The organism is Burkholderia ubonensis (assembly GCF_001718695.1).
Taxonomy (GTDB): Bacteria; Pseudomonadota; Gammaproteobacteria; order Burkholderiales; family Burkholderiaceae; genus Burkholderia; species Burkholderia ubonensis_B.
Genome location: NZ_CP013421.1, coordinates 323,449 through 341,408 on the forward strand (window position 1 = coordinate 323,449; position 17,960 = coordinate 341,408).

At 59.8% G+C, this 17,960-nt stretch carries 11 protein-coding genes and 4 pseudogenes; 5 read left to right on the forward strand and 10 right to left on the reverse strand.

Features of this window, described 5'->3' with window-relative positions:
• Window positions 1-49: 49 nt before the first annotated feature.
• From WJ35_RS32760 to WJ35_RS16535, 3 genes and pseudogenes are all read right to left on the reverse strand, one after another.
• A pseudogene (locus WJ35_RS32760) lies at window positions 50-2,197 on the reverse strand (ESPR-type extended signal peptide-containing protein); the annotation flags it as partial.
• Between the two features lie 102 nt (window positions 2,198-2,299).
• The gene (locus tag WJ35_RS31330) at window positions 2,300-2,773 is read right to left on the reverse strand and encodes a hypothetical protein (protein WP_155121932.1); all 474 of its coding nucleotides are present in this window, start codon (window positions 2,771-2,773) and stop codon (window positions 2,300-2,302) included.
• Window positions 2,774-2,817: 44 nt separating this feature from the next.
• The gene (locus WJ35_RS16535) at window positions 2,818-3,525 is read right to left on the reverse strand and encodes an EAL domain-containing protein (RefSeq protein ID WP_052691595.1); all 708 of its coding nucleotides are present in this window, start codon (window positions 3,523-3,525) and stop codon (window positions 2,818-2,820) included.
• A gap of 502 nt (window positions 3,526-4,027) precedes the next feature.
• Here WJ35_RS16535 and WJ35_RS16540 point away from each other — a divergent pair.
• The 3 genes from WJ35_RS16540 (at window position 4,028) to WJ35_RS16550 (ending at window position 7,453) form a co-directional block, all read left to right on the forward strand.
• Window positions 4,028-4,651 carry a recombinase family protein gene (locus tag WJ35_RS16540; RefSeq protein ID WP_045579745.1) on the forward strand — a complete coding sequence of 208 codons (624 nt, stop codon included), beginning with the start codon at window positions 4,028-4,030 and terminating at the stop codon, window positions 4,649-4,651.
• 94 nt (window positions 4,652-4,745) lie between these two features.
• A complete protein-coding gene (locus WJ35_RS16545; protein WP_230459708.1) occupies window positions 4,746-6,068 on the forward strand; it encodes a galactosyl transferase GMA12/MNN10 domain protein in 1,323 nt (440 codons plus the stop codon).
• On the forward strand, window positions 6,041-7,453 hold the full coding sequence (locus tag WJ35_RS16550) for a S41 family peptidase (protein WP_059461598.1): 1,413 nt from the start codon (window positions 6,041-6,043) through the stop codon (window positions 7,451-7,453). Before WJ35_RS16545 ends, WJ35_RS16550 begins: the two co-directional genes overlap by 28 nt.
• A gap of 736 nt (window positions 7,454-8,189) precedes the next feature.
• On the opposite strand, the gene WJ35_RS30340 is transcribed toward WJ35_RS16550, so the two are convergent.
• A complete protein-coding gene (locus WJ35_RS30340; protein WP_106919380.1) occupies window positions 8,190-8,426 on the reverse strand; it encodes an energy transducer TonB in 237 nt (78 codons plus the stop codon).
• 284 nt (window positions 8,427-8,710) lie between these two features.
• Window positions 8,711-9,553 carry a recombinase family protein gene (locus tag WJ35_RS32655; protein WP_080484362.1) on the reverse strand — a complete coding sequence of 281 codons (843 nt, stop codon included), beginning with the start codon at window positions 9,551-9,553 and terminating at the stop codon, window positions 8,711-8,713.
• A 484-nt stretch (window positions 9,554-10,037) separates the two neighbouring features.
• Here WJ35_RS32655 and istA point away from each other — a divergent pair.
• A pseudogene (gene istA / locus WJ35_RS16555) lies at window positions 10,038-11,228 on the forward strand (IS21 family transposase); the annotation flags it as partial.
• 185 nt (window positions 11,229-11,413) lie between these two features.
• Here istA and WJ35_RS16560 read toward each other — a convergent pair.
• Window positions 11,414-12,588 (reverse strand): IS3-like element ISBvi4 family transposase gene (locus tag WJ35_RS16560; protein ID WP_155121863.1). Its coding sequence is split into 2 segments (ribosomal slippage): window positions 11,414-12,327 and window positions 12,327-12,588, totalling 1,176 coding nucleotides; the frame shifts between segments, so codons are not numbered across the junction.
• 71 nt (window positions 12,589-12,659) lie between these two features.
• Here WJ35_RS16560 and WJ35_RS16570 point away from each other — a divergent pair.
• A pseudogene (locus tag WJ35_RS16570) lies at window positions 12,660-13,124 on the forward strand (ATP-binding protein); the annotation flags it as partial.
• Window positions 13,125-13,223: 99 nt separating this feature from the next.
• Here WJ35_RS16570 and WJ35_RS16575 read toward each other — a convergent pair.
• The 4 genes and pseudogenes from WJ35_RS16575 to WJ35_RS16590 all read right to left on the reverse strand — a co-directional run.
• Window positions 13,224-13,622, reverse strand: a pseudogene (locus WJ35_RS16575) (IS3 family transposase); the annotation flags it as partial.
• A 159-nt stretch (window positions 13,623-13,781) separates the two neighbouring features.
• Window positions 13,782-14,738, reverse strand: coding sequence for a nucleotidyl transferase AbiEii/AbiGii toxin family protein (locus tag WJ35_RS16580; protein WP_069239534.1), 957 nt, complete (start codon window positions 14,736-14,738; stop codon window positions 13,782-13,784).
• On the reverse strand, window positions 14,722-15,543 hold the full coding sequence (locus WJ35_RS16585) for a type IV toxin-antitoxin system AbiEi family antitoxin domain-containing protein (protein WP_060235538.1): 822 nt from the start codon (window positions 15,541-15,543) through the stop codon (window positions 14,722-14,724). The genes WJ35_RS16580 and WJ35_RS16585 overlap by 17 nt, the downstream gene beginning before the upstream one ends.
• A gap of 1,244 nt (window positions 15,544-16,787) precedes the next feature.
• Window positions 16,788-17,960, reverse strand: a complete 1,173-nt coding sequence (locus WJ35_RS16590; RefSeq protein WP_059461595.1) for a Gfo/Idh/MocA family protein — start codon at window positions 17,958-17,960, stop codon at window positions 16,788-16,790.

Below are 17,960 nucleotides of genomic sequence, written 5' to 3' on the forward strand. Positions count from 1 at the left end.
TGTCGTTCACGCTGTAGTAGTGCGTCTTGCTCGTCGACACCACCGTGCTCAGCTGCGACACGTTGACCGCATCCGTGCCCGCCGTACCCGCCGCCACGTTGTGAATCTGCGTCGACGTGCCACCCGGGTTGAGCGTCACGCTGTTGTAGTTCACCGTGCCATCGGGGTTCTTGTCGTACTTAACCGCCTCATTCGACAACGTTGACAGGCCCGTCGAGAGCGAGCTCACGCCCGTGGACAGCGAGCTGGCCGTCGTCGACGCAGAAGTCGACAGCGACACCACATTGCTGTTCGTCGTGGAGAGGCCCGTCGCGAGGGAACTGATCCCAGTAGATACCGACGTTGACATGCTGCCAATCGCCTGGTTTGTCGCGTAAAGCTGGCTTCCGTTAACGGCGTCCGTGCTTGTGACGCTCAATTGACCCGCCGCCACATTCGTGATTTGGCGCTCGTTGCCCAGTGAGCCGACGCTCACAACGCTCGTCGGGGTTGCCCCGGCAAAACTGTATGCCGTTCCTCCAATGGTGGTGCCCGATGTCGGGTTTGCAATTGCCGTCGCTGAATTCGTGCCCAGAGCGATGTCATTTGCATGGCTTGCCGTGGCCCCAGAACCGACTGCAACGCCTCCAAACGATGTGGCTGTCGAGGCATTGCCGATCGCAATGCTTTGTGCGCCAGTTCCACTCGCTCCGTTGCCTAGAGCAACAGAGCTCGCCCCGGCCGCGATCGCATTCGTCCCTGCAGCCATTGCATTGAGCCCAGATGCACCGTCATTGCCGTAGTTCCCCTGTTGGACACCGTTGTCGTTGACGCTGTAGTAACGCGTCTTGCTCGTCGATACTACTGTGCTCAGTTGCGACACGTTGACCGCGTCCGTGCCCGCCGTACCCGCCCCAACGTTATGGATTTGCGCGCTTGTCCCACCCGGGTTGAGCGTCACACTGTTGTAGTTCACCGTGCCATCAACGTTCTTGTCGTATTTGACGGCCTCACTCGACAGCGTGCTGACGCCGCTCGAAAGCGACGCAACATTGCTATTAACAGTACTCAAGCCCGTGGATAACGAACTGAGGCCAGTCGAGACGGATGCCACATTACTATTGGTGGTGCTCAAACCCGTGGACAACGAACTCATACCGGTCGACAGCCAACTCGCGGTTGTGGATGTCGATGTCGACAGGGACGCGACCGCGCTGGTGCTTGTGCTAAACGTGGTCGACAGGTTCTCGATGGCAGAGTTGGTGGCAAACAGCTGCGAACCGTTGATGGCGTCTGTACTCGCGGCGCTGACCCGACCCGCGGCAACGTTGGTGATCTGACGTTCCATACCCGGTGCGCCGACGCTCACCACGCTTGTCGGTCCGGCACCGGCAAACGCGTAGGGTATACCGCCGATAGTAGTACCGGCTGTCGGATTCGGCACGGCCGTGATCGAGCTAGCCCCGAGCGCGACGTCGTTGGCATTGATCGCGACCGCGCGCGGTCCAATAGCAACGCTGGCAGCGCCGACCGCTTGCGTTGCCGTGCCTAGGGCAATCGACCACGCTCCACTCGCCACTGTCGCAGCGGTGGCTGCTCCGTCCGATATCGCGGTCTGCGCTGACCCAATGGCGATCGAGTCCAGCCCCGCGAGGCCGTTCATAGTCGCGGTGCTGCCAATGCGCATTGAGAAAGTTCCACCCGAGATATCGGCGAGGCCGATTTGACCTCCGTTGACATATAACGAGCCCCCAAGGCTCAGGTTTGATGCCCAAGGTGGTGAACCATTGAGGTGGGTGCCATAGAAGGTTGAGTGCGTAGTCTGAGTCGATAGGTTGGCGTTGCACTCCGATTGTGTGACCTGCGACTGATAAGTGACTGCGCTGCCATCAAAAATTAAGGCGCAGGTCGGGTCGGTACCGTTGTTGACAAACAGCTGCGCGTTCGCAGACGACATCAAGCCAAAGCTCCCCAGCATAAGAGCGAATGGCATAGCAATCGCACGCTTTCCGAGAAACTGGTTATGCCGCGCTCCTCCAATCTCAAAAGTCCCGTAAGACGCTTCATATCCCACCGCACTTGAAGCGCCTCCAAGGCGCGCATCTTGAACGCGGGTTGATTCACCACTCCGACCTTTACCATGTGACTTGTCGTTTTCCGATGTAGCGACAAAGGCGCCCAGCGCCTTATTCCATATGGTTCGATAGACCTTATTCATATGCCACCCATTCTCCAGGTACGAACTTGTCCAGCCCTCCAAAACATTTTGGAGTGCTTATCACTAAGCAGTGTTTCCGAGATGATTGAACTCGGATCGTGCCTAACCCAGACCTAACCAGCGACGCAACTCATCTCCGTGCTCCCTCCCCAGCACTCGCAATGATTTGGTAAGTTCTCGAACTTGGTTTTCGATTGTCTGATCATCGGAATGGCCACTTGACTCCGGTTCTCTTAGGGGCACATGGCTATTCCCACTCCCTGTTCCTGGCAGACACTCTTCCATTCCGACGCCGATAGCAGACGCGGTGCCATAGAATCCCTGCGCCAATCCGGCGTCATATGCCTGCGTCGCCTGCGACACCCATTCAGGCAGGTGGAGGGCCACCAGCAGGTGCGCGCACCGACGCAGCCCTTCCAGCCAGTCTTCAGCGCGGTCCATACTCGGCGCGGACTCGCCGCACCGTCCCAAGCAGTCCGACAACGCCTGCAGCACGTCGCCGCCGGCCTCACCCGCCAGATTCAGCTCCTTGCCAGGTATCGGTTTCCATTTGGTTGGTCTTGCCATCGCGCTCATTCCGTGTGTTTTCGTTCTGCTGCTTCCGGACAGGCTTTCCCTCGCTAGGGCGCGCCCGGCTCGTCTCGCGCGGGCTGCACCCAAGGCGCCCCGGCGCGCGCGGCCACGCTCAGGTCCTGCGGCCCTCTCACCCCCGTCAGCACCACCGCTTCTGTGGCGACATCCGATGCCAGGCGAATCAACCGGCTCAATTGCTCCAGCCCCGCGTCCGCCTGCCGTGCCTCAGTCAACAGCGATGGGTCAAACTTCACAATGTCTGGATGACCGATCGCAATGTCGGCACGCATCCCGTACGCGACGCCGTACCCGTCGATTGCGATCCGGCAACCGGCGCGCCGGATGAACTGCACAAACTCGCGCGAGACGTGTGACGTTTCCGGGACCTCGACGATCAGCCGTTTCGCCACATCCGTCTCGACCTCCAATTCCAGGAGCGCCGCAGTCCAGGCCGAGTCAAATCCGTCGCATTGAAAATTCACGCCCACGATCTCGTCCGGGTGATCCCTTAAAAACTGGATTACCCGTCGCAACACGTAGCGTTCAAATGTCGAAACCAGATTCAGACGCGTCAGCGCAGGGAGCAGAGCAGAGGCGGCCCGCCATTGACCATCGGCGACGGGAATGCGCGCGAGGCATTCGCGATACAGCACATCGTTCGGATCGTCAGCGCGATGGATTCGCGAAAAATGCAGTTGGATACGATGCGTGCGCATCGCATCCCATATCTGCTCCGCCACCCTCATGTCGGTCATCGCCGAACCCCTGTCGGTAAGGACTTCTCGTTAGCTCTACGATTGCGCAAGGCCTGCTTTGAATGCGCTCCCGCGGGGGCTGGAGATCCGTGCCGGAAAAAGGGTCGTTTGTTGCAGAGTTACAAAAAATCACGATTTGTCCCTGCGGAGGCCCGCCGGACAAGGGGTTGTCGACTGAAAGCATTGAAAGACAAAAACGACCGTTTATGTCCAGTAGAATTTGGCCGTGATTCAAACAGTTTTACGATCCTTAACAGTCGCCTGCTTTGGATCAAACTTTTCCGCTGCTTCGCCGATGATGGAGCATGCAACGCGTTGCACGTTGCGGGCGTGCAGGCCGCAATTGATATCCGTTTGATCTGGCCTTCCAGTCATACGTTGCCATGGTTTAAACGAGAATGATTTACGTGTCTGAGTTTTTTGTTGTCCTTATTTATTCATACGGAATTGCTCGCTTTGTATTTGTCACAAGCTTCAATCTCAGCCGTCTGGAATCCTTGTCATGAAGGTCGGATATGCTCGTGTGTCGACCGATGAACAAGATCTGGCGCTCCAGATTGATGCGCTGCACGATGCGCGATGCGATGCCTTGTTCACCGACCAGGGCGTCTCTGGCGCCGTATTCGACCGGCCCGGACTCGACTCCGCGCTCGCCACGCTTCAGCCCGGTGACGCACTTGTCGTCTGGCGGCTTGATCGACTCGGTCGATCGCTCAGCAAGCTCGTCGAACTGATCGAGCGGCTCAACAAACGCGGCGTGGAGTTCATCTCCTTGATGGAATCCATCAATACGCAGTCGTCGGGGGGCGTGCTGGTGTTTCACGTGCTCGCCGCACTGGCCGAGTTCGAGAAGCGCCTCATCAGCGAACGCACGCGCGCGGGACTTGCTGCGGCGCGCGCGCGCGGGCAACGCCTCGGGCGTCGGCACTCACTCGACCCAGGGCAGCGCCAGCGTGCGCTGGAGATGCTCCAGACCTGCTCGTTGACCGAAGTCGCACGCGAATTCGACGTTCATACCCGCACGCTCAAGCGCCTCGTCCAGGAACACACTGCCTCAACCGAGTCAGCTGAACCAATCGCGCCCATCGATCCGAGCGGTGAGACCGGGGGAGATCGAGAATCCTGAACTGACTCGATGTCTCCCGGTTTTCTTCTTTTTCTCTTAGATCATGCCGACTTGTTTCGTCCTGAGCTTTCTCGCCGAGCATTCACCTACGAGCGTGGCCAACCATCGGGCCTATGCAGACTCGCGAGGCTATCCCCACTATGTGGTCGACGCGTGTGATGGGCCACGCGGCCCTCAAGCCCTGGCCCTGCACAAGTACCAGACACTGCTCGACCGACTCCATGTCTGCGCGAACGACGACGTCGTCCTGCTCTTGACCGAGAGCGCCTTGATCGTCGGGGACTATCCAATCGAACCGCTCGTCGCCGGACGCGATGAATTGCTGGTGCGCACCACCGAGACGCTGCCGCAGGTCAACCTCCAGATCTGGCGCAATGGCGCTGCGTCACGCGAGCGGCTCGCACGGGTCGTGGCGCGTTGCCGGTTAGGTGGCGAGCCATTTCCGGGCGAACCCGCGCTGTTCGCCGATGCCGCCGCTCACGACTGGTATCAGCCGCTGGCGAACATCTGCGTGGTGATGAATTCCAGTCCAAACGTCGATCCCGCCTGGGCGCGTACGCCTACTTTGGCGATCAGCCTTGGCACCGCCGAGCAATCGCCGCCCGAGCTGCTCGCCGTGCCTCGATTTCGGCGCGTGCTGGCCGAACACATTCAGTCCTGCCGGACCACGGGCCGACCGTTTTTTCATTTCGAGCCGCCTGCCCAGCCGGATCCCGACGAGCGTTCAACTTACGACGCGGGCCAGCCGATCGCACTCGTCACGCTCTATACCCCCGAGATAGCCCGCTACGGAGCCATCGCCGAGCACAATCTCCGACAGTACTGTGCCCGACACGGTTACACGCTCTATGTGCACCGAGGGATGCCCCAAGAAGTGGGGCTGAGCGGCACCGGCAACTGGATCAAACCGTGGTTGCTGCACGCTTATCTGCAACACCACTCATGGGTGGTTTGGGTCGACGCCGACGTGTTGATTCACGCCCCCGCCCAACGGCTCGAGCCGCTGCTGGCGGACCGCACCGTGCTGCTCGCGCGCGACATCGGCCAATGGCCCTTCAACTCTGGCGTGATGGGCTTCGCGCAGATTCCAGCGAACCTTGAATTGCTCGCATTGCTCATGCAGCGAATCGCCAGTCTGGCCGATCGCTCCTCTGTCTATGCGGGCAATGGCGACCAGCACTACTTTATTCAGACCATGCGCGAGCTCGGCCTGCTCGATGAAACCGCAATCCTCAGCCCACGCATTCTGAACACGCCCTGGTTCTTCGCCGAGCCCGATTCCTTTCTTGTCCATTACTATGGGATGTGGCTGGAAATGCGCACACTCATGATGGATTACGACGAGCGGCGCCGCCTCGCGGCGCAGCCGGTTCGGATTGGATCATTGCCATGCGCGCCTTCGTTGCCTTCCTGCTAATCACGGCCGCCGGGTTGGCACGGGCCGATGGCCTGCCAGCCGACGTGCGCCGCTCCCTCGAACAAGCGTTCAATCTCATCAAGCAGGACTATGCCGGACGCGTGGACGACGCGACTTTGATGACAGCGGCCATCAAGGGCATGGTGGCTGATCTGGACCCGCACTCTCAGTTCTTCGAGCGCGCTGAGTTCGCGAAGCTGCAGGAGCATCTGAATGGCGGCTTTGCCGGCGTCGGGCTGCAAGTCGGGTTGAGCGACGGCGCGCTGCGCGTGGCAGCCCCCGTCGACGAATCACCGGCCGCCCATGCCGGCATTCAAGCCGGTGACCTCGTCACCCGCATTGACGACGTGCCCACGCCGGGGCTGACGCTCGAGAACGCGGTCAAGCATCTGCGCGGCGAGGCGGGCACCCGCGTGAGACTCGCGCTCATGCGGCCGAGCGAGGACCGGTCGTGGACCGTCGTCCTGACACGCGCGTTCATCCGCACGCCCAGTGTGACGATGGCACGCCCCGCCCCCGGGTATGGCTATGTCCGCATCAGCAGCTTCGGCGAGCAGACTGTCCCGGAACTCGCCGACCGGTTACGGACGCTAGCCATTGCCGAACCTCGTCTCCGAGGACTGGTCCTCGATCTGCGCGACAACGGCGGGGGCGTGCTGCAGGACGCGGTGGGCGTAGCCAGCGCCTTTGTGCCAGAGAACACCCTCGTGGCGACCGTGGTGGATCGCAATCCAGAAAAGTCGCACGCGTACCGCACCACTTATGCCGACTATCGTCGCCCGGCGTACGCGGCTGATCCGCTGGCCGGCATTGCGCCGCGCTTCAAGACCGTGCCGCTTGTCGTACTGACCAACGCGCAGTCACAGTCGGTCACGGAAGTCTTCGCCGCGGCACTGCAGGATACAAAGCGTGCCGTCGTGATGGGACAACCTACCTTCGGCAAGGGGACCATTCAGGTCACCGGCGGGTTATCCGACGGCGCCGGCCTGATGTTGACCGTTGCGCGCTATTACACCCCGACGGGTCGATCGATCCAGAATCGCGGGGTGATACCGGACATCGTGGTCGACGAACATCGATCCGGATCCCCCATCGGCCTTCCGCCACTGCGTGAGGTCGACCTGGCCAATCGGCTCCCCAATCCACTGGATCCCGACGACGACGCGTCTCGGGCAGCGCACGAACGCGAGGTGGTGGCGCAATTGCGCGCTATCGAGACGCAGCGCACGCGAGGAACGCGGATCGGCAACCAAGCCGACGCTCCCGCGCGCAATAGCAAATCAGGAGATGCCCTGCTCCGGCAAGCGCTGAACTGGCTGAGACGAAACGCAGCCATGCAGGCAGCGGATCAGTCGGTTATGGTGACGCCCCGAGCTATCGAGTAGAGCAAAGGTCTTGATCTGAGCAGAAAATGGTCGGCCCTAAACGCATTTCTGATGGAGGTTGCTTCGATGTGACTGAATGTCCCCAGCGTTGCACTCGCGGAGTGTCGTGAACAATGGCTGAAGTCAGCCGAGTTACAGCACGAACGCGATCTGCAGGCCTCCCTGCTGCAGGCGAGCTAAGCTCGGCGCCTGCAGCGAGACGCCACACAAAAGATCACCACAATGCACGGCCCTACCGGCATCTCCAATGAGGGCTCCGACGAGGCTTCTGTCGCATTGTCACCAGGTTCGGCGTTCCAAAACTTCGACACAAGCCGACTACATAACTCCGGATGCAGCGGCTTTTGACCAATTTGCCCAAGTCGACCAGTTGATCTAGTTCGTCGCCCGACGGTGAAAAGGGTCGCGCAACCTGTACGTATTGGTTTGCTCGCAGGAAACTCGCTGTGATGTTGTGGTGCGGCGCGTGACACGCCGAGGCATCGAGTACGGGCTAGGAGCTGGCCGTCGCATGAGCCATTGAGCAGCGCTTGAACCACGAAGCCCACGCACAGTATTGGGCCGCGTCGCGCAGCCGCACCACCGAGCGAGGGCGACCATGCGGCCCATCCACGCAGTCCGGAACAACAACGCGTCGCTGACTTGCCGCCGGATTAGCAGCGTGCGCGAACGGAGTCTGTTCTTATGCCTTTGAACGTCGCACCCCGTCACTCGTCCACCGAATGCCCAGACCTCGTCAGTCAACGGGATAGGCAACCTCTTGCCACCGTCGCACCGCTCGCTTGCCTGTGCGCGTGACCCCATAGCGCTGCTCACGCAGTGCATCCAGCGCTCGGGCGTCCAATTCCGAATCTCCGCAGCTATGCTTAAGCACGACGTCCTGCACGTGTCCACGCTCATCGAGTAGTACGCGCGCAATAACTCGACGTCGACCGCAATCTTGTGCGCCAGCCTGACGCAACAGTCTATCCATCAAACCCAATGAGATCCTCCAATTGCCAATGTCGTGGTTGCACACGATAACGACGGTTACCGCGCTTTATGACAATCAACATACGATAAAGCGTAATGTCGCGACAGCCAATTTTCCACGACGCGCTCCATTCTTTCTATCGACGACTAACCGCCTCGACGATTGTTGTGCGGATTCACTGCCATCTCGACAGATGAGCCATTTAAAACACCAACACCTCTATTTACATATAAAATATTAATTTTTACAATTTCAAAATAACATATCAAATATTGATAAACACCCTAAGGGCGACCGAGTTTCGATGCCACGCAGTTGGCGGCCATACGCACAGTCACACCTGAAAGCGGCTTCTTCGCTGCCCCATCGCGGACGGCATGATTTTTTGCGCCGATTCGCCTCGATAAAAACAGCATACTCCCCAGTGGAATCAACATGCCAGTGCATTCCATGCAAATCGTATTATTTATCTGGAGTCCATTGTACAATTCGAGTCTATCGGACTGCATACATTTCATCTGATTGACATGTCTATCGAGCTTCTGTTCCTCGGGCGCCTCCGAACCCCGCTCTTGCGCTTCGCCAATTTTGAGAGATCGTGAAAGCGTCCTAGGATGCACCTGGAGGCTTCTCGCAACAACAGATTCCGAATGTGCAGCAAGCAGCTCACGTGCGTGCCAAATCTCATTATTTTGCAAAGCCTTTGGGCGCCCGAGCCGACTGCCCCGTCGGCGGGCCGCCTCTAATCCGGCTCGGGTACGTTCACTGATAAGTGCGCGTTCAAACTCAGCCAGCGCTGCAATCATATGGAACGTAAATCGGCCCGTTGAAGACTCGGTATCGATCAACTCAGTTAAAGAGACAAATCTGATGCCAGACCGATTTAAATCACTCATTACCGAAATCAAGTCACGAATGGACCGCCCCAAACGGTCGAGTTTCCACACAACCAACGTATCACCGGCCTTCAACACACGAAGCGCCTCGGCAAGTCCAGGACGATTTATCTTCGCACCGGAAATTCCCTGATCAGAATAGATAGATTCACACCCAGATCCCCTTAGAGCATCGATTTGGAGATCAAGGTTTTGCTCCTCTGTCGATACACGAGCGTAGCCAATTCTCATTCTGAGACTCGCACCTTTCCCATGCCACCAATGTCAGCACCCCGAGCCTCAGTGGCTCGCCGTTTAAGCGATTATTCGCCAAACATCCAGGAATTACTTGTAAACAAGATTACTTCTATTTCTGCGCAATAATTTAACACATTGATCCATTCTGGCAAAAACTGGATGGGGAATATTTTGAGGATTTGACAGTCTTTTACGTTTCGACGCTTTCACAACCCAATACGTTAGTAACCGGCATGATATAGCCGGTGCCTCTGTCATCTTCCGCCATATAGGAGCCACCGGGCTTCCGGCATAAAGGAGCCGGGACGTTTTCGGCATAAAGGAGCCACTTCGTTTCCGGCATATAGGAGCCAGCCGATTTTCGGCATATAGGAGCCAGGGGCGGTACCGAGCATCTCGATGGTGACGTTCATCGTCGGCTTACCCTTTGGGGCGTGATCCCCCAAGGGAGGCTGCGATGAGCCGACGGAGAATCGAGATGCACCAATATCGACAGGTTCTCGTGCGCATTCGCCACGGGGATTCCGACCGCGAGCTGGCGCGCTGTCGCTACATGGGCCGACGCAAGCTCGCTGCACTGCGCGAGTTGGCCGAGCAACGCGGCTGGCTCAAGCCCGATGCGCCGTTGCCGGATGACGCCGAGATCGCCGCAGCGCTGGGCTCGCCGCGCAAAGCCACGTCGACCGTCTCAGGGCTCGAAGTCCATCGCGCCTTGATTGCGTCTTGGCTCGAGCAGAACGTGCCCGGCACCGCGATTCTGGCCGCATTACGGCGCGAGCACGGCTACACCGGCAGCTATTCGTCGGTTTATCGCATGATCGTTTCGATCAACGCCGATCGGCCGCCCGACGCCACCGTGCCGCTGAGCTTTGCACCAGGGGAAGCCGCACAGGTGGATTTCGGCGCCGGCCCGATGCTGCCCGACGCCGACGGTGTGTTCAAGCGCACGTGGGCGTTCGTGATGACGCTTGCCTTCTCGCGACACCAGTACGTCGAGTTCGTCTGGGACCAGACGGTCGCGACTTGGCTCGGATGCCATCGCCGCGCGTTCGAATGGTTCGGCGGTGTCCCCACGCGCGTGATCATCGATAACCCCAAATGCGCAATCACGCGTGCCTGTACATACGATCCCGTCGTGCAACGCGCCTATGCGGAATGTGCCGAAGGGTACGGCTTCCGCATCGATCCTTGCCCACCGGCCGATCCGCCCAAGAAGGGCATCGTGGAAGCCGGCGTCAAATACGTGAAGGGCAACTTCTTGCCGCTGCGCCAGTTCCGCGACTTCACGGACCTGAACGCGCAGGCGCGTCATTGGGTCATGCACGAAGCGGGGCTCCGCATCCACGGCACTACGCGCAAAGTACCGCTCGAATTGTTCGAACTCGAACGGCCCCTCATGCGCGAACTGCCCGCCGTCGCGCCCGATCTGGGCACCTGGCACAAGGTCTCGGTCCACCGGGACTGCCATGTCGCGCATCAGCGCATGCTGTATTCCGTGCCATTCTCGTTGGTCGGCAAGCGGTTGTGGCTGCGTGCGACCGATGCTTCGGTCTGCATCTACGACGATTACCGACTGGTGGCTTCGCATGTGCGTGGCCGTCGCCCCGGCGACCGGCTCACCGTGCGCGACCACTTGCCGCCCGAGGCTCGCGCGTTTCTCGCTCACGATCGCCCGGCGTGAACAGAAGAAGTTTGCGCTGCGCATGCGACGCGCCGCCTTCCGCACCAGCAAGACACTGGAGCAATTCGACTTCGATCGGTTGCCGCAATTGAACCGCGCACTCGTGCATGATCTGGCCGGCGGCCGTTACCTCGGCGAACTGAGGTCGGACGGAATTCGTGGAGGCCAACGGGTTAAGCAGCGATCTGATTCAAATAGAAGCGCTGCGTGAACGCGACAGGCGATTGGTAGTTCAGACGCGCCTGCGTGCGCTGCCGGTTGTAGAAGATTTCGATGTATTCGCTGATCGCCAGGCGCGCCTGCTCGCGCGTGGCGAAGCGTTGATGATAGACCAGTTCATTCTTCAGCGTTCCCCAGAAGGATTCGATGGGCGCGTTGTCGTAGCAGTTGCCACGGCGGCTCATCGACGCGCGCATGTCAAACTGGCCGATGAGTGCTTGATAAGCCAGCGCACAATATTGCGACCCACGGTCGCTATGATGAATCAGGCCCGCCGGCGGTCGTCGGGTTGCGACAGCGCGAAACAGTGCCTGCATGACCAGATTTTTCGTCATACGTTCGCTCATCGCATAGCCGACGATTTCGCCGCTGTACAGGTCCTTCAGGCCGGCAAGATACAGCCAGCCCTCGTCGGTCGCGATATAGGTGATGTCACCGCACCAGGCCTGATTGGGCGCGGTCACTGAGAAATCCTGGTTCAACAGATTCGGCGCGACAGGCAGGTCGTGCTTCGAATTCGTCGTGGCCTTGAACCGGCGTTTCTGCTTGCAGCGCAGTCCCAGTTTTCTACGCAGTCGCCTGATCCGGTGCACGCCGATTCGCACGCCACGTTCATCGAGATGTTGCTTCAGGCGCTCGGGCCCGAAGCTTTCCCGAGTTCGCTGATGTGCCGCAAGTACCTCCGCTTCCAGGCGAGGCTCCTGCTGCGTTCTTTCGGACGGCCCGCGCTTGCGCCACGCATAGTAGCCGCTCACCGATACACCCAGCACGCGGCACATCGGCGGCACGGGATAGTCCTGTCGCATTTGTTCGATCACGCCGTACTTCACCGCGACTCCTTCGCGAAGTACGTCGCGAACTTTTTTAGCAGATCGCGCTCCATTTTGACCTCGGCCAGTTCGCGCTTGACCTGCGCCAGCTCGGCCTCCATTTCCGTCAGTGGCCTCTGGTGCCGGCCGACATCTTTCAGCTTACCGGCCTTCGCCGCGCGCACCCAGTTTGCCAGCGTCTTGATTGGGATCGACAAGCGCCGGGAAGCTTCCGATACCCCCACACCTTCGGCCAACGCCAACTTGACCGCTTCGTCGCGAAGCTCCTTCGTATAGACCGCTCTTGGAATTCGATTCATCCATGCCTCCGTTTCTCGATTTTACGAAACGTTGGCTTCCATTTTTTCCGACCGGCCTCAAACATGCACCGGTGCTCATCGTCGGGCCTTGCGGTACCGGCAAGAGCCACTTGGCGCAGGCCCTTGGTCATTGCGCCGTACGTCAAGGCGTCGACGTGCTGTTCACCACTTGCACCCAGCTCACCACGAGCTTGAATGCCGCTCGCGCCACCGGCGCCTACGAGCGCCGGCTCGCCAGCTTGATGCGCGTCGAATTGCTGATCATCGATGACTTCGGGCTCAAGCCGCTGCGTCCGCCCGCCGACGAGGATCTGCACGAACTGATCGCCGAGCGTTACGAGGCTGCGTCCACCATCGTCACGAGCAACCTCGATCTGACCGAATGGGATCAAGCGTTCCCGGCCAATCGATTGCTCGCCTCGGCCACGCTCGACCGATTGCGTCACAACGCTTACTGCCTCGTGCTCGACGGTCACTCCTATCAAAGCCCGAGGCACCCTCCGGAGCATCACTTGAACCTTGCAAACGCCACCTAAACGGCCCATTCTTGAACCCACCAAGATGCTCGTTTCTACCCGCTTCTACTGGCGCCTATATGCCGGAAATACCCGGCTCCTTTATGCCGGAAGGTGACACCGTGTGCACAGTTCGTACACCGCGAGCTGCCTGGTCGCCAATGACACGGCCGGTCGGCCTGCCTTGCCAACCACGCGTTTCCTGGTTTCCGGATAGCGCTCGCGAACCCACGCCGTCAGTATCTGCCGACAGGGATAGCCTAATGCCCTGAGGGTGAAGCTGAAGCTGCGCCCGTGATTGACGTAATGCTCAAGTGCCAGGTTCTTCTGTTCTTCTGAGTACTTTGGCTTTACGCGAACATACTCTTTCTGCAGATCGCCACTCTTCTCGAATTCCTCGCACCACGCCTTGAGAGAATTCTTCGTCGGGTAACCCAACTGGCGGATTGTCGCCTTGACGCGCTTTCCGAGTTTCAGGTACAGCTCGACCGCCCGAACGCGGTCTTCGTATGAATACATGGACTACCTCCAAAGTAGTCCAAGATTTTGTCCGCATCCCCCATGGCCCGCCTTGGATTCCCGAACTTTATCGATTTCTATCGACGCTGCGCCTGTTTTGTCCTCAACACCCATAATGAGCCTGATTCATAAGGTTTAAGTGGTCGCGTCGTTTTAGTCTCAACGTGACGATCTAGCGCCGACGATCCGCGTCAGCGCTTCTTCCAACAGCCCCCTATCCGCCGCTCGTTTTGCGTCGGTGCGCTGGGCCAGGTTGAGCAGTTTGCGTCGCACGGCTGGCAACCCAGCCGCGTGCGGAAGTCCGATCAGATCGAAGTCCGGCCGCTCATCCTCGATGGATCGCAGGAACGCACGCGACGGCTCATCCAGCCACCCGGCCACGCGCGACAGCAGGCGCACATGGATGTCCAGCAGAACCCCGGCTTCGACTGGCTCAGCCGTCATACCCCTGAAGTGCGCCTCAAAGGTCGCTGCGAAATCCGCAGGCACTCGGGGCGCCAGCATCTCCCACGCTGGCTTGGGGCTGCAGGTCAGGTAGACGAGAAAAGTCCGCCAGAGCATCTGATCCGCCCGTTCGTCTTCCAGCAACAAGCCGACATCGAAAAGATCGCGCGGATGCTGTCGCGACAGTGCCGCAGCCAGCTTGCCAGCATAGAGGTCGGCGAAGTCCAGCACCTGCGCAGAGGCGAAGCCGAACGCCTCCTCCACCTTCGGGCGCACCACCATGTTCCGCGCCGGGTGCACCGTGCCGCGCATCACCGGTGTCGTCTCAATCTGCACACGTGCACGACCGCGACTGGCCACCAGCCGCGTGACGCCTGCGCCCCCGCCTGCAGACAATTGCACCTGCAGTTGCAGAGGCCAGGCGCGCAGCACATCGGCTAGCCGCCCAAGCGCTTCGGCAATGAGCCTTGCGTCCTCGGCATAGTCACGCACCGGCAACCATGCCAGATCAATGTCCACCGACAACCGGGGTAAGTCGTGCTCGAACAAGTTGATGGCCGTGCCGCCTTTGAGCGCGAAGCGAGGCTCTTCGGCCAGGACAGGCAGAATTTCGACCAGCAGCCGTACGCGGTCGGTATAGCGCCGATCCCAATGATCAAGCCAAGTGTTCATCGAGGTCTCCCGGCAAGGTGATCTGGTAGGTCGGATGCAGGCGGCCGCCAGGCACCAGCGCGCGCTTTCCCCGACCCAGATCGACGCCATCCAGCGGAACGTGCGACAGCCATGCATGCCGATGGCGCTCGGCCAGCGCCAGGAACAGCCGTTTGGCCTTGATGCTGCGGCATACGCGCAGCAACATGCCGACCCGCTGGGGCCGCAACGTGGTCATGGCCTGCATCAACGCATCCACCTCATAGATCAGGGCCACGTCCGAGACGCCGTCGCACAGCTCCAGCATGGCCCGCTCCGGCGTGGAGCAAACCAGGGCATCTGCGCCGGGGGCAGCCTGGTTCCACGCCAAGCCCTGTTCGGACAGCGTCGTCGCGGACACCTCCACCGTGAAAGACACGGGCGGCAAATCGAACGGCCCCTTGCCCAGATACTCGAACCGCTGCGCCAAAGACAGCTTGCCAAGCCAAGCTGGTGGCCGCTCCACCCCATACAGGGTGATCGTGCCGGCATCGCCCAGACGCAGATAGTGCTCGTGCCCCTGCAGGCTTAGTGCAAAGCGGCCTCCCACGTGCAGCGGCATGCCCTCCCCGACCTGCAGGCTGCGGACCACGCCCTCCCACTGCAGGCGCCCGCCCTTACGCATGTAGACGCCGCGCGCCGGCGACACCAGCCAGCCGCTGCGCACGTAGCGCGCGACGAGGCTGCTGGAGTAGCGATGAACCCGCAGCCAGCGGCTCGACACCAGGCTCGTGTCGCCCAGTTCGGCCAATAGCAGGTTTAATTTTCCGGAATTTTGCTCACTCATAGTGAACAAAATACACTTTCTGGAAACTTCTGCCAAGGCAGGGTGGTTTGAATTTGAATAAAAAAGATCACTCTTAGTGATCTTTTTCTGCGACAGGCAAACCAGACTCGGCCTAGGCGCGCCCGGTACAAGGAAATCCGGAAGGCCCCTCTTCTGATCTTTGCAGTGTCGAGATCGACGACAAATCGATATGTGGGTGGCTACCTACCACCGAGCGCTCAAACCCTTAATTCTCTCCGCACCGCGGAGAAAATTAAACAATCTGTCTGGCGATGCCCTCGCCTTTCGCCACGCTAAATGTAGGCGCTTGCAATAGAGATTCAGCACCGTTTGTGACAAAGCCGCCTCTCCGGCGGTCCCACCCGGATCGGAAGAACCTCCACGCCCTCGGCGCCCGCGCCAAGCATACAGAAGCACCTCGAGCGTAGGGCTTTGACGCGGCGTCCTGAAATGAAGGGTAACATAGCCCTTCCTGTGTTACCCTTCATTTGCGTTGGCGGCACGCCTTGCGTTGGCGGCACGCCGTGGCATCACCACGCGACAGCCGCAGCAGTCCGCCCTCGGCCCAACAGTTCGGCGAGCCGCATTTCATGTTGATACGCACTGACATGCGTCCCGGGCAAACGACATCGCCAATATCTCGACGCCGCGCAGCCGCCAGCGTAATCGGCAGCCCGTCGATTTGCCGCCACGTAACCATCTGGTGGCCGACCTATCGTTTATATCTGGCCATCAGAAATTTAGATGGGCGCGATTCTCGCCTCCCCGGCGAACGCGACCAAGATGCCTTTCCCGGGCGTTTGGGGAGAACCTCGGACTCGCGGCATTGGCCACTACGCCTCCAACTGGAACCACCTATGCGGCGCTGACACGCGGCGCAACGCGGCCGACCTCAAACATTAGTTCACTCACCAATTCAGGCCGCGTCTCCTCGACCAGTCGACCATGCGAACATGGCCGCACCTCACCAACACTGGTCGAATACCACAACCGGCCCGTGTACCCTTCGTCGCACTCCCGCCAAATGCCGGTCACCTGGCATACAGCCAACCCCTCATCATTCGCGGCACGATCCAACACATATACCGCATAGCTCCCAGGTTGCCATCCGCGCACGTCCGGGTCACTCGCAGAGGGAGAAAGTCAAAGTCAGTGTCGGTCATCATTTGCGTCCGCAATTCAAGTCTGCGGACGCAATCGTGGATCGATTCGGCAGCGCCGGCTAGGTGCGGAGAATTTCTCGCTTACCGATAATCCACCCATACCCCGCCGGCATCGGACGAACGCACGCAGTTCTCGACCCACCGCACGCCCTCGACGCCAGCATGAATGTCCGGGTAACGCAGCGTCTTTAGGATGGCATGGTCATCGCGGTCGGTTGCGTCCATCGCCTGGGCGAACCGGTAGTAGAGATTCGCCCAGGCCTCGAACAGCCCTTCCGGATGTCCGCCGCCAATGCGGTCGTCCACCAGGGCTTCCAGATAGAGATAGCTCATGCCACGCTCCATCAATTGCGCCGGTTGGCCCTGAATCTCGAACGACAATTGATTGGGCCGCTCATCCCACCATTCGATACTAGCCTTCGAGCCAATCACGCGAATCTTCTGGCCGTGCATCGACCCAGCGTTGACCGCACAGGACCATACATAGCCGACCGCTCCGTTTTCGTATTCCATCAGCGTGAACGCGTTGTCCTCCAGCGGCGCGCGGCTTTTGACGAAGCTCTGGCGGCTGCATAGCAAGCGCTTGATCTTGAAATCCGGCAGCATCACTTCCGACAGGTACAGGGGATGGGTGCCGATGTCGCCTAGCACATAGCTCGGACCGGCCAGCTTCGGGTCGACGCGCCACTTGGTAGCGGGGTTGGCCTCCTCCACCGCCTCGCTGTGGAATCCATGGGCGAATTGCATCTGCACGATGCGGATCTCACCGAGGTCGCCGCGCTCGATCATCGAACGCGCCTGTTCGATCATTTGGTGGCCAGCATAACCATATGTGACGCCAACGATCTTGTTCTGCGCCTGTGCCACGCGGCGCAGTGCTTCCGCTTCCTCAGTGTTGAAACACAGCGGCTTTTCGCATACTACGTGCAGGCCTGCCTCCAGCGCTGCCTTGCTGATGGCGAAGTGAGTGCTGTTAGGCGTAGCAATTGACACCGCCTGAATGCCATCGACGCGCTTGGCCTCTTCCGCGAACATTGTCCGGTAGTCCGCATAGCAACGCTCTTGGGTCACGCCCAAGCCAGCTCCGAAATCGCGCCCGCTCGCTGGGTCGATGTCGAAGGCGCCGGCCACCAGTTTGAAACTGTTGTCTCGCAGCGCTGCCGAACGGTGAATATAGCCGATCTGGCTGCCACGTCCGCCCCCGACCATAGCCCAGCGGATCGGGGCAGCGATAAGTTTTGTTCCGTCAATCAT

Coding starts and splice junctions, on each gene's coding strand:
- WJ35_RS31330 (WP_155121932.1), bottom strand. CDS start 2,773: ATGAGCGCGATGGCAAGACCAACCAAATGGAAACCGATACCTGGCAAG.
- WJ35_RS32655 (WP_080484362.1), bottom strand. CDS start 9,553: ATGAGAATTGGCTACGCTCGTGTATCGACAGAGGAGCAAAACCTTGAT.
- WJ35_RS16580 (WP_069239534.1), bottom strand. CDS start 14,738: ATGAACACTTGGCTTGATCATTGGGATCGGCGCTATACCGACCGCGTA.
- WJ35_RS30340 (WP_106919380.1), bottom strand. CDS start 8,426: ATGGATAGACTGTTGCGTCAGGCTGGCGCACAAGATTGCGGTCGACGT.
- WJ35_RS16535 (WP_052691595.1), bottom strand. CDS start 3,525: ATGACCGACATGAGGGTGGCGGAGCAGATATGGGATGCGATGCGCACG.
- WJ35_RS16550 (WP_059461598.1), top strand. CDS start 6,041: ATGCGCGCCTTCGTTGCCTTCCTGCTAATCACGGCCGCCGGGTTGGCA.
- WJ35_RS16585 (WP_060235538.1), bottom strand. CDS start 15,543: ATGAGTGAGCAAAATTCCGGAAAATTAAACCTGCTATTGGCCGAACTG.
- WJ35_RS16540 (WP_045579745.1), top strand. CDS start 4,028: ATGAAGGTCGGATATGCTCGTGTGTCGACCGATGAACAAGATCTGGCG.
- WJ35_RS16590 (WP_059461595.1), bottom strand. CDS start 17,960: ATGATTGACGGAACAAAACTTATCGCTGCCCCGATCCGCTGGGCTATG.